Annotated in this window: 26 protein-coding genes (1 of these 26 only partly in view); 16 read left to right on the top strand and 10 right to left on the bottom strand. The window is 64.6% G+C overall.

All coding sequences use genetic code 11. The features are described from left to right. From RAD04_RS18230 to RAD04_RS18215, 4 genes are all read right to left on the bottom strand, one after another. Positions 1-1,200, bottom strand: the 5' portion of a protein-coding gene (locus tag RAD04_RS18230) for an NAD(P)H-dependent oxidoreductase (protein ID WP_461624858.1). 114 nt of this gene lie to the left of the window's left edge; 1,200 of the gene's 1,314 nt are visible here — the first part of the coding sequence; the start codon lies at positions 1,198-1,200; its stop codon lies beyond the left edge, outside the window. A 162-nt stretch (positions 1,201-1,362) separates the two neighbouring features. Beyond that, positions 1,363-2,163: a phytanoyl-CoA dioxygenase family protein gene (locus tag RAD04_RS18225; protein ID WP_461624857.1), complete on the bottom strand. Its 801-nt coding sequence runs from the start codon at positions 2,161-2,163 to the stop codon at positions 1,363-1,365. A gap of 151 nt (positions 2,164-2,314) precedes the next feature. Next, the gene (locus RAD04_RS18220; RefSeq protein WP_461624856.1) at positions 2,315-2,992 is read right to left on the bottom strand and encodes a GntR family transcriptional regulator; all 678 of its coding nucleotides are present in this window, start codon (positions 2,990-2,992) and stop codon (positions 2,315-2,317) included. Positions 2,993-3,172: 180 nt separating this feature from the next. Beyond that, the gene (locus RAD04_RS18215; protein ID WP_461624855.1) at positions 3,173-4,042 is read right to left on the bottom strand and encodes a sigma-70 family RNA polymerase sigma factor; all 870 of its coding nucleotides are present in this window, start codon (positions 4,040-4,042) and stop codon (positions 3,173-3,175) included. Positions 4,043-4,141: 99 nt separating this feature from the next. On the opposite strand from RAD04_RS18215, the gene RAD04_RS18210 reads away from it, so the two are divergent. Next, positions 4,142-4,597 carry a carboxymuconolactone decarboxylase family protein gene (locus RAD04_RS18210; RefSeq protein ID WP_461624854.1) on the top strand — a complete coding sequence of 152 codons (456 nt, stop codon included), beginning with the start codon at positions 4,142-4,144 and terminating at the stop codon, positions 4,595-4,597. Between the two features lie 38 nt (positions 4,598-4,635). On the opposite strand, the gene RAD04_RS18205 is transcribed toward RAD04_RS18210, so the two are convergent. Together RAD04_RS18205 and RAD04_RS18200 are read right to left on the bottom strand one after the other, a co-directional pair. Continuing rightward, a complete protein-coding gene (locus RAD04_RS18205) occupies positions 4,636-5,448 on the bottom strand; it encodes an alpha/beta fold hydrolase (protein ID WP_461624853.1) in 813 nt (270 codons plus the stop codon). A 2-nt stretch (positions 5,449-5,450) separates the two neighbouring features. Then, positions 5,451-6,269, bottom strand: a complete 819-nt coding sequence (locus RAD04_RS18200) for an alpha/beta fold hydrolase (RefSeq protein ID WP_461624852.1) — start codon at positions 6,267-6,269, stop codon at positions 5,451-5,453. A 136-nt stretch (positions 6,270-6,405) separates the two neighbouring features. Between RAD04_RS18200 and RAD04_RS18195 the strand changes: the two genes are divergently transcribed. Beyond that, positions 6,406-6,948: a methylated-DNA--[protein]-cysteine S-methyltransferase gene (locus RAD04_RS18195; RefSeq protein WP_461624851.1), complete on the top strand. Its 543-nt coding sequence runs from the start codon at positions 6,406-6,408 to the stop codon at positions 6,946-6,948. Between the two features lie 178 nt (positions 6,949-7,126). On the opposite strand, the gene RAD04_RS18190 is transcribed toward RAD04_RS18195, so the two are convergent. Next, positions 7,127-8,671, bottom strand: a complete 1,545-nt coding sequence (locus RAD04_RS18190; RefSeq protein ID WP_461624850.1) for an acyl-CoA synthetase — start codon at positions 8,669-8,671, stop codon at positions 7,127-7,129. Positions 8,672-8,788: 117 nt separating this feature from the next. Further along, positions 8,789-9,961: an acetyl-CoA C-acetyltransferase gene (locus tag RAD04_RS18185; protein ID WP_461624849.1), complete on the bottom strand. Its 1,173-nt coding sequence runs from the start codon at positions 9,959-9,961 to the stop codon at positions 8,789-8,791. Between the two features lie 209 nt (positions 9,962-10,170). Between RAD04_RS18185 and RAD04_RS18180 the strand changes: the two genes are divergently transcribed. The 8 genes from RAD04_RS18180 to RAD04_RS18145 all read left to right on the top strand — a co-directional run bounded on the left by RAD04_RS18180 (position 10,171) and on the right by RAD04_RS18145 (position 19,360). Further along, complete coding sequence (locus RAD04_RS18180) at positions 10,171-10,773, top strand: TetR family transcriptional regulator (RefSeq protein WP_461624848.1); 603 nt, start codon at positions 10,171-10,173, stop codon at positions 10,771-10,773. A 55-nt stretch (positions 10,774-10,828) separates the two neighbouring features. Next, positions 10,829-11,587 (top strand): SDR family NAD(P)-dependent oxidoreductase, encoded by a 759-nt coding sequence (locus RAD04_RS18175; RefSeq protein WP_461620115.1) that lies wholly within the window; start codon positions 10,829-10,831, stop codon positions 11,585-11,587. A gap of 179 nt (positions 11,588-11,766) precedes the next feature. Next, entirely contained in the window at positions 11,767-12,573 is an 807-nt protein-coding gene (locus tag RAD04_RS18170) for an enoyl-CoA hydratase/isomerase family protein (protein ID WP_461624847.1), read from the top strand. Between the two features lie 43 nt (positions 12,574-12,616). Next, positions 12,617-14,488, top strand: a complete 1,872-nt coding sequence (locus RAD04_RS18165; protein WP_461624846.1) for an AMP-binding protein — start codon at positions 12,617-12,619, stop codon at positions 14,486-14,488. 112 nt (positions 14,489-14,600) lie between these two features. Continuing rightward, positions 14,601-15,728 carry an acyl-CoA dehydrogenase family protein gene (locus RAD04_RS18160; protein WP_461624845.1) on the top strand — a complete coding sequence of 376 codons (1,128 nt, stop codon included), beginning with the start codon at positions 14,601-14,603 and terminating at the stop codon, positions 15,726-15,728. 172 nt (positions 15,729-15,900) lie between these two features. Beyond that, positions 15,901-17,142 (top strand): acyl-CoA dehydrogenase, encoded by a 1,242-nt coding sequence (locus RAD04_RS18155; protein WP_461624844.1) that lies wholly within the window; start codon positions 15,901-15,903, stop codon positions 17,140-17,142. A 127-nt stretch (positions 17,143-17,269) separates the two neighbouring features. After that, positions 17,270-18,514 (top strand): acyl-CoA dehydrogenase, encoded by a 1,245-nt coding sequence (locus RAD04_RS18150; protein ID WP_461624843.1) that lies wholly within the window; start codon positions 17,270-17,272, stop codon positions 18,512-18,514. A gap of 147 nt (positions 18,515-18,661) precedes the next feature. After that, positions 18,662-19,360, top strand: a complete 699-nt coding sequence (locus RAD04_RS18145; protein ID WP_461624842.1) for a nitroreductase — start codon at positions 18,662-18,664, stop codon at positions 19,358-19,360. A gap of 101 nt (positions 19,361-19,461) precedes the next feature. Here RAD04_RS18145 and RAD04_RS18140 read toward each other — a convergent pair whose 3' ends face one another. Beyond that, the gene (locus tag RAD04_RS18140) at positions 19,462-20,010 is read right to left on the bottom strand and encodes a sigma-70 family RNA polymerase sigma factor (RefSeq protein WP_018316216.1); all 549 of its coding nucleotides are present in this window, start codon (positions 20,008-20,010) and stop codon (positions 19,462-19,464) included. Then, positions 20,010-20,240, bottom strand: coding sequence for a NepR family anti-sigma factor (locus tag RAD04_RS18135; protein WP_026201628.1), 231 nt, complete (start codon positions 20,238-20,240; stop codon positions 20,010-20,012). The genes RAD04_RS18140 and RAD04_RS18135 overlap by 1 nt, the downstream gene beginning before the upstream one ends. 219 nt (positions 20,241-20,459) lie before the next feature. Between RAD04_RS18135 and RAD04_RS18130 the strand changes: the two genes are divergently transcribed. From RAD04_RS18130 to RAD04_RS18105, 6 genes are all read left to right on the top strand, one after another. Further along, a complete protein-coding gene (locus RAD04_RS18130; RefSeq protein ID WP_026201627.1) occupies positions 20,460-21,266 on the top strand; it encodes a response regulator in 807 nt (268 codons plus the stop codon). A 139-nt stretch (positions 21,267-21,405) separates the two neighbouring features. Beyond that, positions 21,406-21,999 (top strand): nuclear transport factor 2 family protein, encoded by a 594-nt coding sequence (locus RAD04_RS18125; protein WP_461624841.1) that lies wholly within the window; start codon positions 21,406-21,408, stop codon positions 21,997-21,999. Positions 22,000-22,249: 250 nt separating this feature from the next. After that, positions 22,250-22,657, top strand: a complete 408-nt coding sequence (locus RAD04_RS18120; protein ID WP_018316212.1) for a hypothetical protein — start codon at positions 22,250-22,252, stop codon at positions 22,655-22,657. Positions 22,658-22,780: 123 nt separating this feature from the next. Continuing rightward, positions 22,781-24,658: a molecular chaperone HtpG gene (gene htpG, locus RAD04_RS18115; protein WP_461624840.1), complete on the top strand. Its 1,878-nt coding sequence runs from the start codon at positions 22,781-22,783 to the stop codon at positions 24,656-24,658. Positions 24,659-24,786: 128 nt separating this feature from the next. Then, positions 24,787-25,071 carry a DUF3551 domain-containing protein gene (locus tag RAD04_RS18110; RefSeq protein WP_104462753.1) on the top strand — a complete coding sequence of 95 codons (285 nt, stop codon included), beginning with the start codon at positions 24,787-24,789 and terminating at the stop codon, positions 25,069-25,071. A gap of 32 nt (positions 25,072-25,103) precedes the next feature. Next, complete coding sequence (locus tag RAD04_RS18105; protein WP_461624839.1) at positions 25,104-25,373, top strand: DUF3551 domain-containing protein; 270 nt, start codon at positions 25,104-25,106, stop codon at positions 25,371-25,373. Positions 25,374-25,432: the final 59 nt, after the last annotated feature.

Raw genomic sequence — 25,432 nt, 5'->3', positions numbered from 1 at the left:
TTTCAGCTTCAGGCGATGAGCAAGACCGATCGGCAGCGCGCCGGCCTTCAGGCTCGCTTCCGCCGGTACCAGCTTGCCCCACACCGTGTAGCCGCCTTCGCCGTCCAGCATCTCGCCCGCGCGCAGACTGCGCTTGGCGACCGCTGCGACGTCGCCACGGAAGCCGCTGGCCTGGCCGGTCGGCTCGCCGCGCAGCGCGGCCGACAGCACCGAGATGTTCAGCTCGAGCCCGATCAAATGATAGGGCTTGTACATCGCAGCATAGCGTCCGCTGGCGTCGGTCTTGAGGCCATATTGCCTGAAACAGTCGGCGGCGTAGTCGTTCGGCGCCTCCAGCACGACATAGACGCCCCAGCGCAGGTCGCGAAACACCGGCCTTCCGTCGCGCTCGAGCGAGGAGACGACTTCCACCAGGCCCGACCGATCCAGCACGCCGCCGCGCGAGCGCGGCCGCATGATATGCGGCAGATCGTCGACGCCGCAGGGCGGAAACAGCAGGCCGTCCGCGGGTACGTCGAGGGCGCAGGCATTGGCGATCGCAGCCATCTCAATCGCCGATTTGGTGCCGTCGAGGAAGGAGTTGAACATCTGCGGATTCATGCCGGCCGACTGCGCTTCGCCTGCAGTCAGACCGTAATGCTGCCAGACGCCGTCAGGCGTGACGTCGTGATAGGCCGGCAGGTATTTGGTCCCCTTGCCGGCGGCAACGACGCGGAAGCCGGTAGCGCGGGCCCAGTCGACCATCTCGGCGGTCAGCGCCGGCTGGTCGCCATAGGCGAGCGAATAGACCACGCCCGCCTTGCGCGCTTCCTCGGCGAGCAGCGGACCTGCCAGCGCGTCGGCCTCGACATTCACCATCACGATATGCTTGCCCGCCGCGATCGCGGCGCGCGCATGCCTGATCCCGACGGCGGGATTTCCGGTCGCCTCCACCACCACGTCCATCGCGCCGCCCGCAATGGCGCGCGCGCCGTCATCGGTGAAGACGGTTGCGGCGATCCGCTCGGCGCTCCAGCCGACCGTGCGGCAGGCCTCGCGTGCGCGCTCGCGGTCGATGTCGACGATGATGGGCACTTCCAGCCCCGGCGTGTGCGGCACCTGCGCCAGAAACATCGAGCCGAACTTGCCCGCGCCGATCAGCGCGACACGAACAGGCTTGCCGGCGGACGCGCGGGCCTGGAGGAGGCGGAAGAGGTTCATGGGGCGAATCCGATCAGTATCGTGTCCCGGACGCGGTGCAGCACGTAGTGCTGCTCCGCAGAGCCGGGACCCAGAGAAAAAGTCTATCCGTGCGGCATGGGCCCCGGCTCTGCAGCGCACCGCTAAGAAGCGCTGCGCTGCGTCCGGGGCACGAAAGCATCTTTATTCCGCCGCTTGCCTTGGCGCACGGGCAAGCCGCAGCAGCGCGTCGTCGTCCACCGTCTTGATCGGGGCGAAGTCGCGATGCGCGATGTAGTCCGGCCGCGTGGGGGTGCGGATGTAGTTCGAGACCGCGTTCAGCGTCAGGTACACGATCTTGCGCGGGAAGGGCGTGATGTTGCCGGCCGAGCCGTGCACGAGATTGCCGTGGAACATCAGCATGCCGCCGGGCTTGCCGGTCGGCGCGACGATGCCGCCCTGCGCGACCAGCCGCGTCACGGTCGCCTCGTCCAGCGTCCACAGCGGATAGGAGGTGGTGGCGAGGTCGTGCGAGGCTTCGAGATCGCCGGCGTTCTGGCTGCGCGGCACCAGCATCAGGGGCCCGTTGATCGGCATCACCTCGTCGAGGAAGATCGCGATGTTCATGGCGCGCGGCTCCGGCATGCCGTCGTCGCGCTTCCAGGTGCCGTAATCCTGGTGCCATTGCCAGACATCGCCGGTGAAGGCCGATTTCGCGTTGATCTTGAACTGGTGCATGTAGACCGGTTCGCCGAACAGCTGCTCGACCGGGTCGATCATGCGCGGATGAGCGCCGAGGAGGCCGAACGCCTCGTTGTAAAGATGCGCGGCAAACGCCGTGCGCGGCGCGCCGCTCTTCTCGCGCCAGACTTCGGGACGGTTGGCGTCGTAGATACCGACCGCCTCGCGCGCCAGCAGATCGACCTCCTCCTGATTAAACAGCTCGGGCAGGAACAGCCAACCCTCGCGGTGGAAGAACTCCAATTGCTCCTGAGACAGTTTCATGGGGTCGTTTCCTCCTTGCGTTGTTTCGTTTTTTGTCGTTCCGGGGCGGTCCGCAGGACCGAACTCCGGTGCGCACTTGCGCACCTGAGAACCTCGAGATCCCGGGTCTGGTCCTTCGGACCATTCCCGGAATGACGGCGTGCTTTTGTCGCTACGCCGCCGCTTCCTCCGTCGCTCTCAATCTCTCCTCAGTCATCCGTCCCGCCGTCTGCGCATGCGCCAGCGCGGCGGCTTCGGCCGCCTTCGCGTCGCCTGCGAGAATGTATCCGGCGATATCGGCATGCTCGGCCCAGGCGCTGCCGCGATAGTCGAGCTCCGACAGCACCGTCGCCATCGAACGCCGCATGTGCGGCCATTGCGGCGCGATCGTCTCCTCGATCACGGGATTGCCGGCGAGCTGATAGATCGCGCGGTGAAAATCCACGTCGAGCACGATCAGTTCAGTGAGTGTCGTGTTGCGATCGATGCCGCGCCCCGCGGCGAACGCAGCCTCCAGCCGTGCGCGTCCTGCCGCGTCGCTGGCGGCGCGCTTCGCCGCAAGCCGCGCGGCCAGCGCGTCGATCGCGCCGCGCACCTCGTAGAGTTGGCGGATGCGCGCGGGATCGAGCTGGGTGACCTCGAAGCCGCGCTTGCCGCTTTCGGCGACCAGACCCTGGCGGTGCAGCAGATGCAGCGCATGCGAGACAGGCTGACGCGACACGCCGAGCTTGTCGGCGAGTTCGTTCTGCCGGATGCGCTGGCCGGGCTGAAGGGTGCGGTCGGAGATCGCCTCCAGGATCCGGGCATAGACCTGGTCGATCAGGTTCGGGAGCGGGTCGAGAGGGATCACGCCGGCAGCTCCTACGATGGAATACGGAATTCCGTATTCGAAGCTACCGCGAGAGGGGGAGGGCGTCAAGATAGGCTGCCCGGCCACGCCCAGGGCGCCCGTGCGACTTCGCTAAACCATTGATTTCGCTATGCTCGTCTACTGTGCATGGGGTTGTTTTCGCGAAAAAAAACCTCCGCCTCAACCCTCCAGCACCTCCACCTCCAGCGCGGCGATCCCCTCCGCATCGGCCAAGGCCTCGATCCCGGCAATGCGCTCGCCCTTGAACGTCACGCGCAGCGCGATGCGCAGCTGTCCGCCGAGAATGACGGCCACGCCGATCTCGCCGTCGACAAGTGCCGTCCGCGCGGCTTGGGCGCGGCCTTTGTAGAGTTGCGCGACCGCGTCCGCGCCGCGGATCTCCGGCAGCGTGCCGAGCCGCACCGCGGCCTGATCGGCGCGGAAGACCACGTCGGGATCGAGCACGGCGAGCAGCCCCTCGAAATTGCCTTCGCGCGACGCCTTGAGGAAGGCATCGACGATTCCGCGCTGGCGCGACAGGTCGGTCTCGGGCACCGGCGCCCCCTGCACGCGCCGCCGCGCCCGGCTCGCGAGCTGCCGCGATGCGTCGACCGAGCGGCCGACGATCGGCGCGATCTCCTCGAAGGGCACTGCGAACATGTCGTGCAGCACGAAGGCGAGCCGCTCCGCCGGCTGCAAAGTCTCGAGCACGACGAGCAGCGCCGCGCCGACGGAATCGGCCATCTCCGCCTCGCGCTCCCGCGTCTCGTCGACCGGCTCCGGCACGTGCGGGCCCATCGGCTCTTCCTTGCGCGACTTCCGCGCGCGCAGCATGTCGAGGCAGATGCGCGCGACCACGGTCGTCAGCCAGCCGCGCAAATTCGCGACATCGGACATGTCGTAGCGGCTGACCCGCAGCCAGGCCTCCTGCACGGCATCGTCGACCTCTGCGCCGGAGCCCAGCATCCGGTAGGCGACCGCGCGCAGATGGTCCCTGCTGGCCTCAAACTGGTGGCTGAGAAAATTGTCTTCGACGTTTTTTTCGGTCATCGGTCACATTCCCTCGTCGCGATCCGTCATGCCCATGACGAAGCCAATCCGGCCGATGTGACCGGAACCTTCGAAATTCGAGCGATGGAGACGAAAAAGATGCACGCCCGCATGAATCACCCTGTCATGGTCCTCCCCGACGCCATGAATGTCCTGCAGTCCCTCGGCAATCTGACCAAGCAGGGCTTGCCGGAAAAGCTCCTGGAACTGGTGCACCTGCGCGCCAGCCAGATCAACGGTTGCAGCGTCTGCGTCGACATGCATCCCAAGATCGCCCGCAAGCTCGGTGAGACCGACGAGCGTCTGTTCGCCGTGTCCGCCTGGCGCGATGCGCCCTATTTCACTGACGCCGAGCGCGCCGCGCTGGCGCTGACCGAGGCCGTCACGCGCCTCGCCGATCGCGAGGACCCGGTGCCGGATGCGATCTGGAACGAGGCCGCCAAGCATTTCGACGAGCGCGAGCTTGCAACGCTAATTCTCTCGATTGCCACCATCAACGTCTGGAACCGACTGAACGCAACGATCAAGATGCCGGTGGGTGTTTGGAAGGTGTGAGGTCTTCACCTCTCCCCGCTTGCGGGGAGAGGGAGCACTTACTCCGCCAGGAACCGGCTCACCACCTCGCCGAACTCCAGCGGAGCCTGCTCGAACATCCAGTGGCCGGCGTTCGGAATCACTGCTGTCCGGCTGGCCGTGATGTGCTCGGCGAGCACGCGCCACATCACCGAGAGGCTTCCCGTTGTCGCCCCGCCGCCGATCAGCAGTGTCGGCGTGCGGATCGCCTGCGCATCGCTGAGCGTGTAAGGCCTGCGCTGCTCGTTGATCTGGCCGAGGAACGTCAGCGCGTTGTCGCGCAGCTGCTGTTTCGCCGCCGCCGGCACGCGCCGCCACGAGCCGTCGCCCTCGATGCCCTCGTAGAAATTCTGCAGCGCGCCCTCGATATCGCCGGCGCGGATCATCTCGACCGATCGCGCCGTGCGCGCGGCCAGCGGCGGATGCGCGGGCGTGCCTTCCGGCACCGGCAGCGATGCGTCGAGATCGCCGCCCGGCTCGGCCAGCACCAGCTTTCGCACCAGATCAGGCCGCGCCTGCGCCACGCGAAACGCGATGTGACCGCCGCGCGAATGGCCCATCAGGTCGACGGGACCGGGCCTCACTTGCTCGATGAAGGCGATCACGTCAGAGACGTGCTGCGCCATCTTGTAGTCGTCGCCGACGGCGTCCCAATGCTCGGGGAAGAAATGCCGCAGGCTGACTGAGATCACCCGATGCGCCTTCGACAGCGGGCCGAGCACCGAATACCAGGTCCGGAAGTCGCCGAGCGTGCCGTGCACGCAGACCAGCGGATGGCCCTCTCCGACTTCGAGATAGGCCATGTCGTAACCGTTGACGCGAAATGTCTGCATGATCAGCTCGCCAAGAAGTCGAGAACCACTTCGGAGTATTTTTGCGGCGCCTGCTCGAACATCGGATGCGTCGCGTTCGGGATGATCGCCGTCTTCGAATAGGGCACATGCGCGGCGAGCGCATGCAGCACCTTCGGCAGCAGGCCCTTGGTCCGCGCCCCCAGGATGAACAGCGTCGGCATCTTGATCGCCTCCGCATCCGCCTTGGAGAACGGCGGGCGGTTATCACGGACCTGGCCGATCAGCGTAGTGGCATTATCGCGCAAATTCTGCTTCACCAGGGCCGGCAGCCGCGGCCAGGTGCCGGCGCCTTCCAGCGTGTCGACGAAGACGGCGAGGCCGCCGTCGACATCGCCCGCTGCGATCTTTTCGGCCGAGGCCATGAAACGCGCCAGCAGCGGCGAGGGCCCGCCGGCATAATCGGGGTCGAGGCTCGCATCGAGTTCGCCGCCGGGTTCGGCGAGGATCAGCCGCCGTAGCAGATCCGGCCGCCGCTGCGCCACGCGGAAACAGATGTGCCCGCCGCGGGAATGGCCCATCAGGTCGACCGGGCCGAGATCGAGCTTCTCGATGAAGGCGATGACGTCGTCGACGTGCTGGGCGATCGAGTAGGTGTCGCCGATGCCGTCCCATCGCGCCGGGAAGAAGTGCCGCAGGCTGACAGCGATCACCCGGTGCCGCTGGGTCAGCGGGCCGAGCACGCAGCCCCAGACCCGGAAATCGTTGAGCGAACCGTGCACGCAGACCAGCGGCGGCCGGCCGTGGTCCTCGCCCACATCGAGATAGGGCATGTCGTATTCGTTGACGTGGAGGCTTTGCATTCCGGGCTCGCGAAGGGATTGGAACTCCTGTGCAAGATTCCCGGAAACCGGGTGGATCGCAACTATTTCCAAGCCTAGATTTGGTCCGAGATCACATTGGGGGCATGCGACGGCAACGCAAGCCAGGAACCAAGCCATGACCGACCAGCATTTCGCCCTGTTCGACACCAGGATCGGCCTCTGCGCCATCGCCTGGCGCCCGCGCGGCATCAACGGCACGCAATTGCCGATGGGCGGCGAGCAGAAGATCCGCACCCGCATCAGCCAGCGCCACGGTGACGCCGTCGAGGCCGAGCCGACCGCCGAGGTACGGCAGGCGATCGACCGCATGACAAAACTGCTCGCGGGCGAGCCGGATGACCTCACCGATATCGAGCTCGATCTCGACGGCGTGCCCGACTTCAATCGCGGCGTCTACGCGCTCGCCCGCGCCATCCCGCCCGGCAAGACCATCACCTATGGCGACATCGCCAAGCAGCTCGGCGGCGTCCAGCTCTCGCGCGACGTCGGCCAGGCGCTCGGCCACAACCCGTGCCCGATCGTGGTGCCCTGCCATCGCGTGCTGGCGGCCGGCAACAAGCCCGGTGGCTTCTCGGCGAACGGCGGCGTGGTGACGAAGCTGAAGATGCTCGAGATCGAAGGCGCGCTGGTGAACCACACGCCGAGTTTGTTTGATTGATCTCCACTTCACCCTCCCCTGGAGGGGGAGGGTCGATGCGTATGCAGCGAAGCGGAATGCGCAGCGGGGTGGGGTGACAGTCCCTCCGCGTTGAACGGTGCCCGAGTGGAGAGATCACCCCACCCCGTCGCTTCGCGCCGACCTTCCCCCTCCAGGGGAGGGTAAGTAAAAGCGAGCCCTAAATCTTCGCCGTAACCTTCGGCCAATATTTGTCGCGCAAATGCCGCTTCACCAGCTTGCCTGTGGGCGTGCGCGGCAGCTCAGCTTCGAAATCGATCGAGCGCGGGCACTTGATGGCGGAGAGGCGGCCCTTGCAATAGGCGATCAAATCGGCCTCGAGCGCCTTGCCGGCACGATTCATGTCGTGCGGCTGCACCACCGCCTTCACCTCTTCGCCCATCTCCTCGTTCGGCACGCCGAACACCGCAACGTCGGCGACGTCGGGGTGGGTGATCAGCACGTCCTCGGTCTCCTGCGGGTAGATGTTCACGCCGCCCGAGATGATCATGTAGGACTTGCGGTCGGTGAGATAGAGAAAGCCCTCCTTGTCGAGATAGCCGACGTCGCCGAGCGTGGACCAACCTTTTGCGTTGTAGGCCTTCTTCGTCTTCTCGGGGTCGTTGTGATAGGTGAACGCGGGCGCGTCGGCGAAATAGACCGTGCCGATCTCGCCGGGCGGTTGCTCCGCGTCGTTCTCGTCGAGAATCTTGATCTTGCCGACCACGGCACGGCCGACGCTGCCGCGATGCTCCAGCCATTCTTTCGAGCCGCAGACGGTGACGCCATTGCCTTCCGAGCCAGCGTAGTACTCGATCAGGATCGGCCCCCACCATTCGATCATCTTCGCTTTCACGTCGACGGGGCAGGGGGCTGCGGCGTGGATCGCACCCTTGAGCGTGGCGACGTTGTACTTCACGCGGACCTCGTCCGGCAGCTTCAGCATGCGCACGAACATGGTCGGCACCAGCTGTGACTGCGTCACCTTGTATTTCTCGACCAGCTTCAGGAATTCCTCGGCGTCAAAGTGCTCCATGATGATGGAGGTGCCGCCGAGCACGGTCGCCATCATGTTGAAGCGCAACGGAGCGGCGTGATAGAGCGGCGCCGGAGAAAGATAGATTGTGTCGGCGTTCATGCCGCACATGTTGGCGCAGAGCACGCGCAGGAATGCGTTCGGCTCGTCGATCGGCTTGCCCTCGAACGCCTTCTTGACGCCCTTGGGCCGGCCAGTGGTGCCGGACGAATACAGCATGTCATAGCCGGCGATCTCGTCGGCGATCGGCGTGATCGGCTGCGCGGCGGCTTCCTTGTCGTAGGAGCGGAAGCCGGGCAGCGGGTCGTCCATCATGTAGAAGATCGGCTCGCCGGCGGCGCCCTTGATCAGGCCCTTGATCTGGTCGGCGCATTTCGGCGTCGTGATCACGACCTTGGCGCCGCAATCGGCGATGATGTAGTCGATCTCGTCCTGCTTCAAATAACGGCTGATCGCGGTGTAATAGAGCCCGCTCCGCTGCGCGGCCCAGCAGAGCTCCATGAAGGCGAGGCGGTTTTCCATGAGAAGCGCGATGTGGTCGCCGGCCTTGAGGCCGAGCGAGCGGAACAAATGCGCGCCCTGGTTCGAAAGCTCGTCGAGCTCACGATAGGTGATCGCCTTGCCGGTCCCGGCCATCTGGTAGGCGATCTTGTCGGGCGTGGTGCGGGCGTGGATGGAGGGGTGGGTCATGGCGTTTCCTCAAAACGCGAATGGCGAGTAGCGAATGGCAAATAGGAAGAAGGGCAAACCGCTCTTCGCCTACTCACCATTCGCTACTCGCCACTCACTACTCGCTTTTGTTTTTTCTTACAGCCGCTCCACGATCGTCACGTTGGCCATGCCGCCGCCTTCGCACATGGTCTGCAGGCCATAGCGCTTGCCGCGCTGGTGCAGGGCGTGAACCAGCGTCGTCATCAGCTTGGTGCCGGAGCCGCCGAGCGGATGGCCGAGCGCGATGGCGCCGCCATTGACGTTGAGGCGGGCCGGATCTGCACCGGTGGTCTTGAGCCAGCCGGTCGGCACCGAGGCAAAGGCCTCGTTGACCTCGAACAGGTCGATGTCGTCGATCTTCATGCCGGCCTTCTCCAGCGCCTTCTTGGTGGCGTGCAGCGGCGCGTCCAGCATGATGACGGGATCGCCGCCGGTCATGGTCATGTGGTGGATGCGCGCCAGCGGTGCGACGCCGAGCTGCTTCAGGCCGCGCTCGTTCACGACCATCACGCCGGAAGCGCCGTCGCAGATCTGGCTGGCGCTGGCCGCGGTGAGCTTGCCGTTCTCCGCGATCAGCTTGACGCCCTTGATGCCGTCGAGCGTGGCATCGAAGCGGATGCCCTCGTCGATGTGGTGAGTGTCCTTGCTGCCGTCGGCGCGGGTGATCTCGAGCGGCACGATCTCTTTCTTGAAGTAACCGGCTTGCGTTGCCGCGATCGCGCGCTGATGGCTGTTATAGGAATATTCGTCCAGGTCATCCTTCGACAGGCCGTACTTCTCCGCCATCATCTCCGCGCCGGTGAACTGGCTGAACACGATGTTCGGATATCTCGCCTCGATGCCCGGGCTCTTGTAATGGCCAAAGCCGTTCTTGGCGGCGAGCTGTGAGGACAGGCCCATCGGCACGCGCGTCATCGATTCCACGCCGGCGGCAATCACGACGTCCATGGTGCCGGACATCACCGCTTGCGCGGCAAAATGCAGCGCCTGCTGCGAGGAGCCGCACTGGCGGTCGATCGAGGTGCCCGGCACGCTCTCCGGCAGCTTCGAGGCCATGATCGCGTTGCGCGCGACATTGTTGGACTGCTCGCCGACCTGCATGACGCAGCCCATGATCACGTCCTCGACCAGTGCAGGATCGACCTTGGTGCGGTCGACCAACTCGTCCAGCACTTTTGCGGCGAGATCGGCCGGATGCCAGCCCGCGAGACGGCCCCCCTTGCGCCCGCCCGCGGTACGCGCAGCGGCGACGATGTAAGCCTCGGCCATGTCGGTTTCTCCCTGAATTCTTGATTGGGTCGGTTGTCGGGGGCGGATTTAAGGGACGCAAGATGAATTAGTCAATCGATCAATTAATTCTTGTGATGAGCCGCTGCTTGGGCTTATCTGCGCCCCGTCTCGACGCGCATTCAGGGAACTCCGTGGCTACCAGCGTACCGAACAGGCTCCCCAGCGGAAAAAATTCCACGGCAGAGAAATTGCTCGTGGCCGCGAGCGAGCTGATGATCGAACGCTCCTCGATCGAGATTTCGCTCAGCGACATCGCCCAGAAGTCGGGCGCCAACGCCGCGCTGGTCAAATATCATTTCGGCAACAAGGACGGCCTGTTGCTGGCACTGCTCGCGCGGGATGCCGCGACCGAGATGTCCAATCTTGAATATCTGCTGGCGCAGCCGATCACGGCGACGGCGAAGCTCAAGCTGCATATCGGCGGCATCATCCGCGCCTATCACCGGTTCCCCTACATGAACCGGCTGATCCACTACCTGCTGCACGAGACCAACACGGCCTCCGCTGACGAAGTGTCGAAATTCTTCGTGGCGCCGCTGCTCGACTTTCACCGCCGCCTGCTGGCCGAAGGCATCAGCCACGGCGAGTTCCGCGCCACCGATCCGGTGCTGTTCTACACCAGCCTGATCGGCGCCTGCGATCATCTGTTCTTTGGCCGGCACGCGATGTCTCGCGCGACCGGCGTCGGCCCGGTCACCGATGATGTCTGCCGGCAATATATCAAGCACATGGAAACGCTGATCTGCGGCGGCATCCTCACGCAAGCCGGGGAAGCTGCCGCGGCCGGATGATCCGGCCGCAACTCTCAAGTCTAGAGAAGAAACGTCCAAGGAAAGGTAGCCTGTCATGGAATTGAAAGACGTAGCCGTTCTCATCACCGGCGGTGGTTCGGGCCTCGGCGAGGCGACCGCCCGCGCCATGGCGGCCAAGGGCGCCAAGATCGGCGTGATCGACCAGAACAAGGAGAATGCCGAGAAGGTCGCGGCCGAGGTGAAGGGCGTTGCGCTCCATGCCGACGTCACCAGCGAGGAGCAGATCAAGGCGGCGATCGCCAAGGCCGAAGCCGCGCACGGCGTCGCCCGGGTGCTGATGAATTGCGCCGGCATCGGTGGTTCGCAGCGCATAGTCGGCCGCGACGGCGTCTATCCGCTGGAGAAGTTCGCGCGCATCATCAACGTCAATCTGATCGGTACCTTCAACTGCCTGCGGCTGTTCGCCGAGCGCCTCGTCACGATCGAGCCGGTCGGCGAAGAGCGCGGCGTCATCGTCAACACGGCTTCGGTTGCCGCTTACGAGGGCCAGATCGGCCAGATCGCCTATTCGGCGTCGAAGGGCGGCGTCGTCGGTTTGACTTTGCCGGCCGCGCGCGATCTCGCCAGCCAGAAGATCCGCGTCAACACCATCGCGCCCGGCCTGTTCTTCACGCCGCTGCTGATGGGGTTGAACGAGGAGGCCCGCAAGAGCCTGGGCGCGCAGGTGCCGCATCCCTCTCGTCTCGGCGATGCCAAGGAATACGGCTCGCTCGCCGTGCACATCGTCGAGAATCCGATGCTCAACGGCGAGACCATCCGCCTCGACGGCGCCATCCGTATGGCGCCGAGGTAGCTTCTTCCCTTCTCCCCTTGTGGGAGAAGGTGGCGCGAAGCGCCGGATGAGGGGTTTCTCTCCGCGGAGACAGACCCCTCACCCCAACGAGTTCTTGGTCAGCGACGTACATGCCCTCTCCCACAAGGGGAGAGGGCGCAGCAATTGGAACCGCGATCGGCGGCAAGCAGGAGCGCCCCATGTCCCAACCGCTGCTGATCGAGCATGACGACGGCGTCGACCGGGTGACGCTCAATCGGCCCGAGCACCTCAACGCGCTCGATCCTGCGCTGATCGACGCGCTCAACGACTATTTCCAGGGCCTGCAACGCAACCGTGACACGCGTGTCGTGGTGCTGAAGGGTGCCGGCAAGAATTTTTGCGCGGGCCTCGACCTCAAGGCTGCGATGGCCCGCCGTGCCGGCCAGCAGGAGCCGCCTGGCGTCACTGAGTCGCTGGATTCGCAGCGCCGCATCGCCGACATCGTGATGCTGATGCGGCGTTGCCCGCAACCAATCATCTCTCTCGTGCAGGGCGCGGCGGCCGGCGGCGGTTTTGCGCTGGCGCTTGCCTCCGACATCCGCATCGCGACGAAATCGGCGCGGATGAACTGCGCCTTCATCAAGCTTGGCCTCGGCGGCTGTGACATCGGCACCAGCTATTTCCTGCCGCGGCTGGTCGGCGTGTCCGTGGCGTCGGAGCTGATCCTCACGGGCCGGTTCATCGGCGCCGAGCGCGCGCTGGCGGTCGGGCTGGTCTCGGAGGTCGTCGACGAAGACAAGCTCGATGCGGCGGCCGAGCCCTATGTCGAGGCGATGATGACGGCTTCGCCCGTGGGCCTACGGCTGTCCAAGGAATGCCTCAACATGAGCGTCGATGCGGGATCACTGGAGGCTGCGATCGCGATGGAGGATCGCAACCAGGTCCTCTGCAGCCGATCGGAGGAATTTTCGGAAGGCATCAGGGCCTTCCTTGAGAAGCGAAAGCCTGTCTATATCAAGCGCTGAACGAGAACGATCCGCAAAGGACGATAATTCCGGGAGACGCAAAATGAGTGGAAGCGCGGCGGCTGTGATGACGAAGCCCGCCTTTCGCAAGATCGAATGGCTCGCGCGCGACATCGACGTCGAGCGCCGCGACGACGGCACGGTGGTGCTGAAGTCGCGCATTCCGCTGCAAGCTTACGAGACGCACATCCCGGCGTCGCTGGCCAAATGGGCGAAGGAAGCGCCCGAGCGCATCTGGCTCGCCCAGCGCGGCGGTCCCAATCGCGAATGGCGCAAGGTCTCCTATGGCGAAGCCAAGCGTACCGTGGATGCGCTGACCCAAGGCTTGCTCAATCTCGCTCTCGATGGTCGTCCCGTTGCGATCCTCTCCGGCAATTCGATCGAGCATGCGCTGATGACGCAGGCCGCGATGCAGGCGCGTGCGCCCGCGGCGCCGGTGTCGCCGGCCTACTCGCTGATGAGCCACGATCACGTCAAGCTGAAGTACCTGTTCGACCTGATCAAACCGGCTGTGGTGATGGTGCAGGACGGGCCGACGTTCGAGAAGGCGCTCAAGGCGATCGATCTTACCGGCGTCACGGTGGTTCACGTCGCGCGTCCCTGTGACGGCATCAAGAGCGTCAGCTTTGCCGAGCTTGCGGTAACGCCGGTAACCGAGGACGTCGAGGAGTCGATCGCGAAAATCACGCCCGACACCGTCGGCAAGCTGCTGTTCACGTCAGGCTCGACCGGCATGCCCAAGGCCGTCATCAATACGCAGGAGATGATGTGCGCCAATGCGGCGATGATGATGCAGGTGCGGCCGCGCTCGGCTGATGGCCCTGTTGCGACCATGCTGGACTGGATGCCGTGGAATCACACCATGGGCGGCAACGCGGCGTTCCACCCGATCCTGGTCGATGGCGGCACGCTCTATATCGACGACGGCCGGCCGATGCCGGGCCAATTCGAGGAGACGCTGCGGAACCTGCGCGAGATCTCGCCGACCTATTACGCCAACGTTCCGGCCGGCTATGCCGCGCTCGCCGCCGCCATGGAAAAGGATGATGCGCTCTGCCGTTCCTTTTTCAAGAACCTGTCGATCATGGCCTATGGCGGCGCGCGCCTGCCTGACGATCTCTACGATCGCATGCAGGCCTTGGCCGTGAAGACCACTGGCGAACGCATCGTGTTCTATACCGGCTGGGGTTCGACCGAGACCGCGCCGACCTCGACCGGCACTTATTGGGACACTGAGCGCGTCGGCCTGATCGGCCTGCCGTTCCCCGGTGTCGAGCTGAAGATGGTGCCGTGCGGTTCGAAATACGAATTACGCCTGCGCGGCGTCAACGTCACGCCGGGCTATTTCGGCCAGCCTGATCTCACCAAGAAGATGTTCGACGAGGAGGGCTATTACTGCATCGGCGATGCCGGCGTTTTCGTCGACGATGCCGATCCGGTGAAGGGCATCATCTTTGCGGGACGTGTTGTCGAGGATTTCAAGCTCACCACCGGCACCTTCGTGCATGTCGGCTCACTCCGCACCGATGCCATCGCCGCAGCGACGCCTGTCGTGCACGACGCGCTGGTCGCGGGGCAGGACCAGGCCTTCATCGGCCTACTCGCCTGGCCAAACCTGCACGCCTGCCGGCAACTTGTCGGCAACGCCGATCTCAGCTTCGAGGACGCAGTGAAGCATCCCGAGGTGATCGCCTGCTTCAGGCGTGGGTTAGAGGATCACAACCGGGACTGTGAAGGCGCCAGCAGCCGCATCATCGCGCGCGCCATGTTGATGGTCGAGCCGCCCTCGATCGACGGCAACGAGCTCACCGACAAGGGCTACATCAACCAGCGCGCCGGCCTCGAACGCCGCGCCGCGCTGGTCGAGCGGCTCTATGCCGAGAAGCCGGATGAAGGTGTGATCGTGTTGCGATGAAGACGGTAGGATGGGTAGAGCGCAGCGAAACCCATCATTCTTGCTCAGACAATCGATGGGTATCGCTTCGCTCCACCCATCCTACAGAACAGCAATAATAGGGTAGCCCGCCATGAACTTCGACTTCTCCGACGACCAGAAGCAGCTCCGCGATCAGGCGCGCAAATTCCTCACCGAGAAATGCTCGCCCAAGGCGGTGCGCATCGTCCTCGACGGCAAGGCTCCCTACGACAAGGAACTCTGGAAGGGCCTCGCGGAGATGGGTTTCCTCGGCGTCGCGATCCCCGAGGAGTTCGGCGGTGCCGGCGCGGGCCATCTCGAACTCTGCGTGATCGCGGAGGAGATGGGACGCGCGAACGCGCCGGTGCCGTTCTCCTCGACCGTTTATCTCGCCGCCGAAGCGCTGTTGATCGCCGGCAGCGACGCGCAAAAGAAGAAATGGCTGCCGGCGATTGCCTCGGGCGAGGCGATCGGCACGCTGGCGCTGTTCGAGGGCAAGGGCAATCCCGCGCCGAAGAACGTCAAGCTGACGGCTGCGAACGGCGTGCTCAACGGCGTCAAGAAACCGGTCGCGGATGGCACCATCGCCGATTTCGCGGTGGTCGCGGCGCGCAACGGATCGAGCGGTCGCGACAGCGACATCTCGCTGTTCCTGGTTGATCTCAAAGCCGGCGGCGTCGAGGTGAAGAGCCTCACCAATCTCGATCCGACCCGCGGGCAGGCCGAGATCACCTTCAAAGACTGCAAGGCTGAGCCACTGGGAGCTGCCGGCGAAGGCTGGAGCATCCTCACCCAGGTGCTCGATCGCGCCGCGGTGCTCTGTGCGTTCGAGCAGGTTGGCGGCTCCGACCGCGCGCTGGAGATGGGCCGCGACTACGCGCTCGACCGCATCGCCTTCGGTCGCCAGATCGGCTCGTTCCAGGCGGTCAAGCACATGCTCGCCGACATGTATGTCTCGGCGACGCTGGCGCGTTCCAACAGCTATTACGGTGCCTGGGCGCTCTCGACCAACGCAGCTGAATTGCCGGAAGCCGCGGCCGCCGCGCGCATCAGCGCGACGCAGGCGTTCCAGCACTGTGCCAAGAACAACATCCAGGTCCACGGCGGCATGGGGTTCACCTGGGAGTTTGACTGCCACATGTACTACCGCCGCGCCAACGCGATGGCGCTCGGGCTCGGCAGCCTCACCTATTGGGAAGACCAGTTGATCGACCGCATGCGGAAGAAGAATGCGGCGTAGTCCACCGCTCGTGTCCCGGACGCGCGGCATGCAATGCCGCTTCGCAGAGCCGGGACCCAGAGGCCGCAATGGACCCCGGATCTGCAGCGCATCACCATAGCGCGTCCCAGACGCGCGTAAACGCGCTAATGGTGCTGCGCAGCGTCCGGGGAACGAACAGAGAGATGAAACCATGAACTTCGACGACACCCCGCAGGAAGCCGAATTTCGCGCCACCGCCCGCGCCTGGATCGGTGCGAATGCCCCAAAGCAATACGAGGACGAGCTGCGCAAATCCTCGCTCGGCCGCACCGTGCTCAAGAACGCTGACATTCTCGAGGTCGCAAAGGCCTGGCAGAAGAAGAAGGCCGACGCCGGCTGGGCTTGCCTGCACTGGCCGAAGGAGTATGGCGGCCGCGGCTCATCGCCGATCGAGCGCGTGATCTGGCAGCAGGAGGAGGGGCCGTTCGGACTGCTGTCCCGCATGTTCATCATCGGCCACGGCATGTGCGGGCCGACCATGATGGCATTCGCGCGCGAGGAGCATAAGCGCACTTATCTGCCGCCGCTGGCCTCGGGCGAAAAGGTCTGGTGTCAGCTGTTCTCCGAGCCCGCCGGCGGCTCCGACGTCGCGGGCCTGCGCACGCGCGCGGAAAAGGACGGCGACGATTGGGTCATCAACGGCCAGAAGATCTGGACCTCGGGCGCGCATTATTCCGACTACGGCATCTTGCTGACCCGTACCGATCCCACCGTGCCCAAGCACAAGGGCCTCACCATGTTCTTCCTGGACATGAAGAGCCCCGGCGTCGAGGTCCGGCCGATCAAGCAGGCCAGCGGCGCTTCCGACTTCAACGAGGTCTATTTCACCAACGTCCGCATTCCCGATCATCAGCGCCTCGGCGAGGTCGGCGACGGCTGGAACGTTTCGCTGACCACGCTGATGAATGAGCGCAGCGCGATCGGCGCGGCCGTCTCGACCGGTTTCCCGGAGCTGTTCGAGTATTGCTCCAGCCTGATGCTCGACGACGGCCCCGCGATTGAGGATCGCGCGGTGCGCTCGAAATTGGCGAACTGGGCGGTGAAGGCGAGCGGGCTGAAATACACCAGCATGCGCGCGATCTCGGCGCTGTCGAAGGGCGAGCGGCCGGGGCCGGAGAACTCCATCGGCAAGCTGGTGGCGGGCTCGATGATCCAGGACGTCGCGACTTACGCGCTGGATTTGCAGGGCGCGAGCGGCGTCGTCAGCGGCGAGGGTGCCGAGCTTGCCGGCCGTTTCCAGGCGATGCTGCTGCGCGCGCCCGGCACGCGTGTCGAAGGCGGCACCGACGAGATCATGCGCAACATCATCGCCGAGCGCGTGCTGGGCCTGCCCGGCGATATCAGGGTCGACAAGGACGTGCCGTTCAACAAGATCCCGACGAAGGGAAGATGAATGCGTGTCCCGGACGCGGCGCAACGCGCCGCTGAGCCGGGACCCAGAAACTACAATGGGCCCCGGCTCAGCAGCGCACCGCTCCGCGCTGCGCCGCGTCCGGGGCACGAGAGAGGAGAGTTCGAAAATGAATTTCGATGACACCCCGCAGGAAGCCGCATTCCGCGCCACCGCGCGCCAATGGGTCGACGCCAATGCGCCGAAAGAGCTGCACGTCGAGCTGTCAAAATCCTCGCTCGGCCGCATTCGGCTTGCCAAGCAAGATATCGTCGAGGTCGGCAAGGCCTGGCAGAAGAAGAAGTTCGAAGGCAATTGGGCCTGCCTGCACTGGCCGAAGGAATATGGCGGCCGTGGCGCGACGCCGATCGAGAAGGTGATCTGGCAGCAGGAAGAGGGCGTCTACGGCAAGCTGACGCAGCCGTTCCAGATCGGCGAGGGCATGTGCGGCCCCACCGTGATGGCCTTCGGCAGCGAGGATGCCAAGCGCCGCTATCTGCCGAAGCTGGCCTCGGGCGAGGAGATCTGGTGCCAGCTGTTCTCCGAGCCGTCGGCCGGTTCGGACGTCGCAGGCTTGCGCACCCGCGCGGAGAAGAAAGGCGACAATTGGGTCGTCAACGGCCAGAAGATCTGGACCTCGGGCGCGCATTACTCCGACTACGGTCTCCTGATCGCGCGGACCGATCCGAACGTGCCCAAGCACAAGGGCCTCACCATGTTCTTCCTGGACATGAAGAGCCCCGGCGTCGAGGTGCGTCCGATCAGGCAGGCCAACGGCATGCAGGAGTTCAACGAGGTCTATTTCACCGACGTCGTGATCCCAGACAGCCAGCGGCTAGGGGCCGTCGGTGAAGGCTGGAGCGTGTCGCTGACCACGCTGATGAACGAGCGCATGTCGATCGGCTCGCGCCTTGCGACCGGCGTGCCTGAGATGTTCGAGTTTTGCTCCAATCTGATGCTGGAGGACGGGCTTGCCATCGACGATCCTGCCGTGCGCTCGAAGCTCGCGACCTGGGCGGCGAAATCGAGCGGGCTGAAATACACCAGCTATCGCACGATCTCGGCGCTGTCGAAGGGCGAGCGGCCGGGCCCGGAGAACTCGATCGGCAAGCTGGTCTCGGGCATGATGCTGCAGGACATCGCGACCTACGCCATGGACCTGCAGGGCGCAGCCGGTGCTCTCACGGGCAGCGACGAGGAAACCGTGCAGGGCCAGTTTCAGCAGATGCTGCTGTCCTCGCCCTCGATGCGCATCGCCGGCGGCACCGACGAGATATTGCGCAACATCATCGCCGAGCGCGTGCTGGGACTGCCCGGCGACATCCGCGTCGATAAGGACGTGCCGTACAACAAGATTCCGACCAAGGGGCGGTAGACGTGACTTGTAGGGTGGATTAGCGGAGCGTAATCCACCACGTCTGTAGACGCGGAAACAAGAGAGGTGGGTTGCGCCGGGCGGTTTGCGCTTCGCGCAATCCGCGAGGCTAACCCACCCTACGAAGAAAGCGACGCGAGCTGAATCATGGACGCTACCGTCAAACAAAACGACCGCATCGGCGTGCTCGAAGAGCTGCTCAACGAGCGCTACTCCGTCCGCGCCTTCCATCCCAAGGAGGTCGACCGCGCGACGATCGAGCATGTGCTGACCACCGCGCAGCGCACTGCGTCCTGGTGCAACAGTCAGCCCTGGCAGGTCATCATCGCCAGCGGCGAGGCCAAGGAGCGCTTCCGCCAGCTGATCTACACGGAGGCTTCCGGAGGTCTCGGCGACGATTACGATTTCACGCCGCCGCGCGAGTATGTCGGTGTCTATCTGGAACGCCGCCGCGAGAGCGGCTTTCAGCTCTACAACACGCTCGGCATCGCCCGTGGCGACAGAAGCGCCTACGCCAGGCAGGCGCTGGAGAACTACAATTTCTTCGGCGCGCCGCATGTCGCCATCATTCACACCAACGAGCCGCTCGGCATCTACGGTGCGATCGATTGCGGCGCCTATGTCAGCAATTTCATGCTGGCCGCGCAGGCGCTCGGGCTCGGCACGATTCCGCAGGCGGCACTCGCGCGGCATTCCGGACTGATCCGCCGCCACTTCAATCTGCCCGACGATCGCCGCGTCGTCTGCGGCATTTCGTTCGGCTATGCCGACGACGCCCACAAGGTCAACAGCTACCGCACCTCGCGCGCCAGCGTGGCCGAGACCGTGACCTTCGCAGACGATTGATCAAGCGGCGTAGCTTTGCGCTATCGCTGTCGGACGCGCGCGAAGGCGGCCGCGGAAGCGGCCGCCTTCGTCTCATCTGAGCTCGGGGTTGACGCCGGCCGTCAGCCGCCGCTGCCGCCGATCACGGCCCGCACGGTCTCGTCCGGGCCAAAATCCTCGGCGCCATCGACATAGAGCAGCGCGGCGAGCTTCGAGCGCGCGCGGTTGACGCGGCTCTTGATCGTGCCGACTGCACAGCCGCAGATCGAGGCCGCGTCTTCGTAGGAGAAGCCGGAGGCGCCGACCAGAATCAGCGCTTCACGCTGGTCCTGCGGAAGCTTGTCGAGCGCCGTGCGAAACTCCTCGAACTCGAGATGCGCATTCTGCGACGGCTGTGTCTTCAGCGTCTTGGCGTAGTTGCCTTCGGCATCCTCGACCTCGCGCCGCCGCTTGCGATAGTCGGAGCGGAAAAGGTTGCGCAGGATCGTGAACAGCCATGCCGGCAGATTGGAGCCAGGCTGGAACGAGTCGATGTTGGCGAGCGCGCGGAGCAGCGTCTCCTGGACCAAATCATCGGCGCGGTCCGCATTGCCGCTGAGCGAAATGGCGAACGCGCGCAGACTGGGCACGGCCGCCAGGATGTCGTTACGCAGGGAGTCCGTGAGAGGCATTAATCCCTCCCATTGTTGTCGTTGGATCCGCCTTCATGTCCCACGTGGGGCGTCGCTCCTGGCGCATCAAGCTTCTTGATCAGTTCTGCGAACCGATCTGGAACCCCTTGTCGCACCACATCATCATACATGGCGCGCAACTGGTGCCCGATCCGGGATTGTATCTCCGGAGTGAGGCCTCCCTTGCCGGGGGTCGTGCTTCTGCTGGCTTGAGACTTGAGATCTTTCATGACCTGTTCCACGTTTCCCCGAGTTAAGTGACTGTAAAATCGAGAGGTTTTCTCAACCGGGAGCCGTTCCCTGGATAGGCTCAATTCGAGGTTCGAGAAAAAGTTCCCGCTCAGGCGGAACTTTTCTTGGCCTGAGGCGTAATCAGCCGAGCAGGGGAACCCGGGCCCCCCTCGGATTGCCTGGACGTCAAGGTTGGCCCGAAGATGAATGGAGTGGGGATGTCCCGTTCACAGCTTGTTGCTGAACACTTGCCCTTGTTGCGCCGGTACGCACGCGCCCTGACGGGCAGCCAGGCCTCCGGTGACGCCTATGTCGCAGCCATGTTGGAAGCCATGCTGGGGGATCCCTCGGTGCTCGACGAGAGCCATGGGCCGCGCGCGGGCCTGTTCCGGCTGTTCACCCAGATCTGGAACTCGGTCTCCGTCAACGATGATTCCGAGGTGACGACCTTGCCGATGCCGCCGGAGCGGCGGCTGTCGAACATCACGCCGCTGCCGCGCCAGGCCTTCCTGCTGCTCTCGCTGGAGGGATTCTCGGAAGAGGAAGTCGGCTACATCCTCGGCACCGACGTCGCCGAGACGCGGCGGCTTGCGGATGCCGCCGGACGCGAGATGGCCGCCGAGATCGCCACCGACGTGCTGATCATCGAGGACGAGACCTTCATCGCCATGGACCTCGAGAGCCTGGTGAAGAATCTCGGCCACAATGTCGTCGGCGTCGCGCGCACGCATGCCGATGCGGTGGCACTGGCCAAGAACAAGCGGCCCGGCCTGATCCTCGCCGACATCCAGCTCGCCGATGGCTCGTCCGGCCTCGACGCCGTCAACGAGCTGCTGCGCACGTTCGAGGTGCCGGTGGTGTTCATCACCGCGTACCCGGAGCGCTTCCTCACCGGCGAGCGGCCCGAGCCGGCGTTCCTGATCTCAAAACCGTTCCAGCCCGCGATGGTGTCGGCGGTGGCGAGCCAGGCGCTGTTCTTCCAGCGCAACTCGCGCAACCGCACGCCGAAGGCGCCGGCGGCTTAATAGAGCTGGCCATTTGGCCAAACGATCCGATCCGGCGTGCTGCAAGGCACGCCGGATTTTTCGTGTCGCCTGCCGTGCTTGACGTGCGTCGGCTTCGCCGCTCATACCTCCTGCATTGATCCCAGCCGGAGATGTGCCCATGGACCAGCAACTCCTCGATCGCCTCGCCATTCGCGACCTCGTCGAGAACTGGGCGGTCTGGCGAGATGCCGGTGACTGGGAGCGGTTTGCCACGGTCTGGCACGAAGAGGGCTGGATGTCCGCCACCTGGTTTCAGGGCCCGGCGCGGGATTTCATGCGCGTCAGCCAGGAGGGCTTTGCCAGGGGCGTTCGCATCCTGCATTTCCTCGGCGGCACCAGCATCGATCTCGCGGGCGAGCGGGCCATCGCGCAGACCAAGATGACGATCTCGCAGCGCGCCCCGGTGCATGACGTGGTCTGCGACGTCGTCTGCACCGGCCGCTTCTACGATTTCCTGGAGAAGCGGCAGGGGAAGTGGGGCATCGTCCGCCGCCAGCCGATCTACGAGAAGGATCGGATCGATCCGGTCGATCCCGCGGCTTCCCTCCGTCTGGATCAGACGGCGCTCGCCGGGCTGCCCGAAGGCTACCGCCACCTCGCCTATATGCAGGAGCTGATCGGCTACAAGGTCAAGCGCGACATGCCGGGCCTGATAGGTCCCGAGGTCGAGAAGCTCTATGGCGAGGGGCGAGAGTGGCTGGCGGGGAAGTGAACCCCAGAAAAAAGTAAGGCGCGACTGGCATCACCACAGTCGCGCCCTACGTCACCGGCTTATGGGGCAGGGGGGAATAGCCGGCTGTTGAGACGACTCCAGTCTGCGAAAGTCGTTCCACCCCTCGCGAAATATTTTGCGCACGCTGTCGTATTTGTCGCACACGGTTAAGTGATCGTAACCGCTAAGAACCCCTGATCCTTCCCCGGCGTTGTTCCCGCGATCGCCATGGGGCGAGGGATCGACAGCCATGTCACAGATTCATAAGGTATTTTTGAGCGTCGTTGCCGCTGCTGCGACGCTCGGTGCCGTGCAACTGGCCTCGGGTCATGATCTGGCAGACCGCTGGCAGGCGGTCGCCGACAAGGCCGACAAGCCCGGCCACAATGTCAATCGTACCGGCAAGGCCGACCGGCTCGCCGAGATCAAGCAGGCAGCTGTTCCGACCCGCACCGTCTCGATGCGGCTGAATGACCTCGCCGACACCTCGGTGCTGCTGCGGGTCCCCGCGGTGATCGAGACCGGCAATGCCAAGCCGCCGGTGCTGCTCCAGAACCAGAAGAAGGTGCGCAACAGGCCGACGATCGCCTGCGAGCCGATGGTCAGCTCGCTGACCGAGGTCGCAAAGCTGCTCCAGCCCGGCCGCTGCGTGACCTGATCCGCCCGGGCGCCGGATAGATCGTTCTCCCGCCGGGAGGACGATTCTTCACGTCCACTTGATCCCCTCTACGCTCGCGTTATATCCCGGGTTTCTTCCCTTTCGTTTTGACCGGGTAAACGCATGACGACGTCAGACACGGCTGTGCATACGCAGCCCTTCCAGGCCGAGGTTTCCGAGCTTTTGCACCTCATGGTGCACTCCGTCTATTCGGAGACCGACATCTTTCTGCGCGAGCTCGTCTCCAACGCCTCGGACGCCTGCGACAAGCTGCGCTATGAGGCGATCGCAACCCCTTCGCTGCTCGGCGAGGGCGACGCGCTCAAGATCCGCATCATCCCGAACAAGGCGGCCGGGACGCTCACGATCGCCGACAACGGCATCGGCATGGAGCGGCAGGAGCTGATCGACCATCTCGGCACCATCGCCCGCTCCGGCACCAAGGCATTCGTGTCGAAGCTGAAGGAGGCCAAGGACGGCCTCGGCCTGATCGGCCAGTTCGGCGTCGGCTTCTATTCCGCCTTCATGGTCGCCGACAAGATCGTCGTGGTCAGCCGCCGCGCCGGCGAGAGCGACGTCTGGACCTGGACGTCCTCCGGCGGCTCCGGCTTCGAGATCGCCCGTGCCAGCGACGAGGAGGCCACGCGCCTGACGCGCGGCACCGAGATCGTCCTGCACCTGAAGGACGACGCCAAGAAATATCTCGAGACCTTCGAGATCGAGCGCATCGTTGGTGCCTATTCCGACAATATCCTGTTCCCGATCGAGCTGGTGCCGGAAGAAGGCGAGCCGCGCCAGATCAATTCGGCCAGCGCGCTGTGGCAACGCTCGAAATCCGAGCTGACGCCGGATGACTACAAGAAGGCCTATCAGCAGATCGCCTCCGCCTTCGACGATCCCGCGATGACGCTGCATTACCGCGCCGAGGGCCGCTACTCCTACGCGGTGCTGCTGTTCGCGCCCTCGACCAAGCCGTTCGACCTGTTCGAGCCGAACCGCAAGGGCCGGGTGAAGCTTTACGTCCGCCGCGTCTTCATCACCGATGATGCCGATCTGTTGCCGGGATATCTGCGCTTCATCCGCGGTGTCGTCGACAGCGAGGATCTCCCGCTCAACATCTCCCGCGAGATGCTGCAGAACAATCCGCAGCTGGCGCAAATCCGGAAAGCCGTGGCGACCCGGGTCGTGTCCGAACTCGAAAGCCTGGCCGAGAAGGATCCGGAGAACTTTGCCAAGATCTGGGACGCCTTCGGCGCGGTGCTCAAGGAAGGCATTTACGAGGATTTCGAGCGCCGCGAAAAGCTGCTGGCGCTGTCGCGCTTCACGACGACGTCGGGCGAGACGCGGTCGCTGAAGCAGGTCATCGCCGATTTCAAGCCGAACCAGACCGAGATCTATTATCTCGTCGGCGACAGCATCGAGCGGTTGAAATCCAATCCGCGGCTGGAGGCTGCGACCGCGCGCGGCATCGAGGTGTTGCTGCTGTCCGATCCCGTCGATGCGTTCTGGACCTCGATGCCGTCGGAGTTCGATGGCAAGCCGCTGAAGTCGCTGAGCCAGGGCGATCTCAATCTCGACCTGATTCCGCGCGTCGACGACAAGGACGAGGCAAAGAAGGACGAGCCCGAGGCGGATGAAGCGGCCACCATTGCCGTGATCAAGGCTGCGCTCGGCGAGCGCGTCAGCGACGTCAAGGCCTCGACGCGCCTCACCAGCTCGGCCTCCTGCCTCGTCGCCGACAGCCAGGGCCCGAGCCGCGAGCTCGAGCGCATTCTGTCGCAGCAAAACCGCGGCATGAAGACCAAGCCGATCCTGGAGATCAATCTGCGCCATCCGATGGTGGGCGCGATCACCAAGGCGCAAGCCGGCTCGAAGGCGGTCGACGATCTCAGCCTGCTCCTGCTCGAGCAGGCGCAGATCCTGGACGGCGAGTTGCCGGAAGACCCGGCTGCGTTTGCCGCAAGGCTTAACCGGCTCGTGCTGCAGGGGCTCGGCGCCTAGCGCCGCAGCCCGCAGCGCTCACCTTGCCGTCATCTGTCCCTAGGAACAGTCGCCTCCGGCCTGGTGTTATGCCATACGAGGCTGTCGGCATCAGATCCGACGACGCCGTCGATTCGAGGACTAACTCCATGCGCCTGTCGATTTTGACCCTCACCGCGATTGCCGCGCTGTTCGTCGCGGCAGATGCCAGCGCCCAGACCTATGATCCGCGCTACCCGGTGTGCATGCACGTTTACACGCCCGGCGGCGGCTTCGGCGGTGGCGGCGGCGATTATTTCGACTGCTCCTTCACCTCGCTGCCGCAGTGCCGCGCGACCGCGTCGGGCCGCTCGGCGAGCTGCGACGTCAACCCCTACTACGCCTTCGACCAGCCGCCGCCGCAGCCGCGCCGGCGTCACAAGAAGGTGCACTAGCGAATCCGATGCCTCGTACCGGAACACAGTTCATGCGCTTGTCATTCGGAATGGTCGTGACCGTGGGCGCGGTGCTCGCAGCCGCGCCGTCGCATGCGCAGACTTTTGATCCGCGCTATCCCGTCTGCATGCACGTTTATTCAGGTGCGAACGGGGGAGGTGGGGAGTGGTACGACTGCTCCTTCACCTCGTTGCCGCAGTGCCGCGCCACGGCTTATGGCCGATCCGCGATCTGCGATCTCAATCCGTATTATCCGGTTCACGCGCCGCCGCCGCACATGCGCTACAGGCGTAGCGGCTAGCGTCGGCAGGTGCTGCGCGCTACTCCTTCCTGCCCCTCACAGCTCGACCACCTTGCGCC

It is taken from the genome of Bradyrhizobium sp. 25ACV, from assembly GCF_054863005.1.
This window is presented reverse-complemented; position numbering and strand designations above follow the sequence as displayed.

Bases quoted from the DNA above. Each gene is read 5' to 3' on its own strand.
- RAD04_RS18225 (WP_461624857.1), bottom strand. From the start codon at position 2,163: ATGAAACTGTCTCAGGAGCAATTGGAGTTCTTCCACCGCGAGGGTTGG.
- RAD04_RS18215 (WP_461624855.1), bottom strand. From the start codon at position 4,042: ATGACCGAAAAAAACGTCGAAGACAATTTTCTCAGCCACCAGTTTGAG.
- RAD04_RS18210 (WP_461624854.1), top strand. From the start codon at position 4,142: ATGCACGCCCGCATGAATCACCCTGTCATGGTCCTCCCCGACGCCATG.
- RAD04_RS18205 (WP_461624853.1), bottom strand. From the start codon at position 5,448: ATGCAGACATTTCGCGTCAACGGTTACGACATGGCCTATCTCGAAGTC.
- RAD04_RS18200 (WP_461624852.1), bottom strand. From the start codon at position 6,269: ATGCAAAGCCTCCACGTCAACGAATACGACATGCCCTATCTCGATGTG.
- RAD04_RS18195 (WP_461624851.1), top strand. From the start codon at position 6,406: ATGACCGACCAGCATTTCGCCCTGTTCGACACCAGGATCGGCCTCTGC.
- RAD04_RS18190 (WP_461624850.1), bottom strand. From the start codon at position 8,671: ATGACCCACCCCTCCATCCACGCCCGCACCACGCCCGACAAGATCGCC.
- RAD04_RS18185 (WP_461624849.1), bottom strand. From the start codon at position 9,961: ATGGCCGAGGCTTACATCGTCGCCGCTGCGCGTACCGCGGGCGGGCGC.
- RAD04_RS18175 (WP_461620115.1), top strand. From the start codon at position 10,829: ATGGAATTGAAAGACGTAGCCGTTCTCATCACCGGCGGTGGTTCGGGC.
- RAD04_RS18170 (WP_461624847.1), top strand. From the start codon at position 11,767: ATGTCCCAACCGCTGCTGATCGAGCATGACGACGGCGTCGACCGGGTG.
- RAD04_RS18165 (WP_461624846.1), top strand. From the start codon at position 12,617: ATGAGTGGAAGCGCGGCGGCTGTGATGACGAAGCCCGCCTTTCGCAAG.
- RAD04_RS18160 (WP_461624845.1), top strand. From the start codon at position 14,601: ATGAACTTCGACTTCTCCGACGACCAGAAGCAGCTCCGCGATCAGGCG.
- RAD04_RS18155 (WP_461624844.1), top strand. From the start codon at position 15,901: ATGAACTTCGACGACACCCCGCAGGAAGCCGAATTTCGCGCCACCGCC.
- RAD04_RS18150 (WP_461624843.1), top strand. From the start codon at position 17,270: ATGAATTTCGATGACACCCCGCAGGAAGCCGCATTCCGCGCCACCGCG.
- RAD04_RS18145 (WP_461624842.1), top strand. From the start codon at position 18,662: ATGGACGCTACCGTCAAACAAAACGACCGCATCGGCGTGCTCGAAGAG.
- RAD04_RS18140 (WP_018316216.1), bottom strand. From the start codon at position 20,010: ATGCCTCTCACGGACTCCCTGCGTAACGACATCCTGGCGGCCGTGCCC.
- RAD04_RS18135 (WP_026201628.1), bottom strand. From the start codon at position 20,240: ATGAAAGATCTCAAGTCTCAAGCCAGCAGAAGCACGACCCCCGGCAAG.
- RAD04_RS18130 (WP_026201627.1), top strand. From the start codon at position 20,460: ATGTCCCGTTCACAGCTTGTTGCTGAACACTTGCCCTTGTTGCGCCGG.
- RAD04_RS18125 (WP_461624841.1), top strand. From the start codon at position 21,406: ATGGACCAGCAACTCCTCGATCGCCTCGCCATTCGCGACCTCGTCGAG.
- RAD04_RS18120 (WP_018316212.1), top strand. From the start codon at position 22,250: ATGTCACAGATTCATAAGGTATTTTTGAGCGTCGTTGCCGCTGCTGCG.
- htpG (WP_461624840.1), top strand. From the start codon at position 22,781: ATGACGACGTCAGACACGGCTGTGCATACGCAGCCCTTCCAGGCCGAG.
- RAD04_RS18110 (WP_104462753.1), top strand. From the start codon at position 24,787: ATGCGCCTGTCGATTTTGACCCTCACCGCGATTGCCGCGCTGTTCGTC.
- RAD04_RS18105 (WP_461624839.1), top strand. From the start codon at position 25,104: ATGCGCTTGTCATTCGGAATGGTCGTGACCGTGGGCGCGGTGCTCGCA.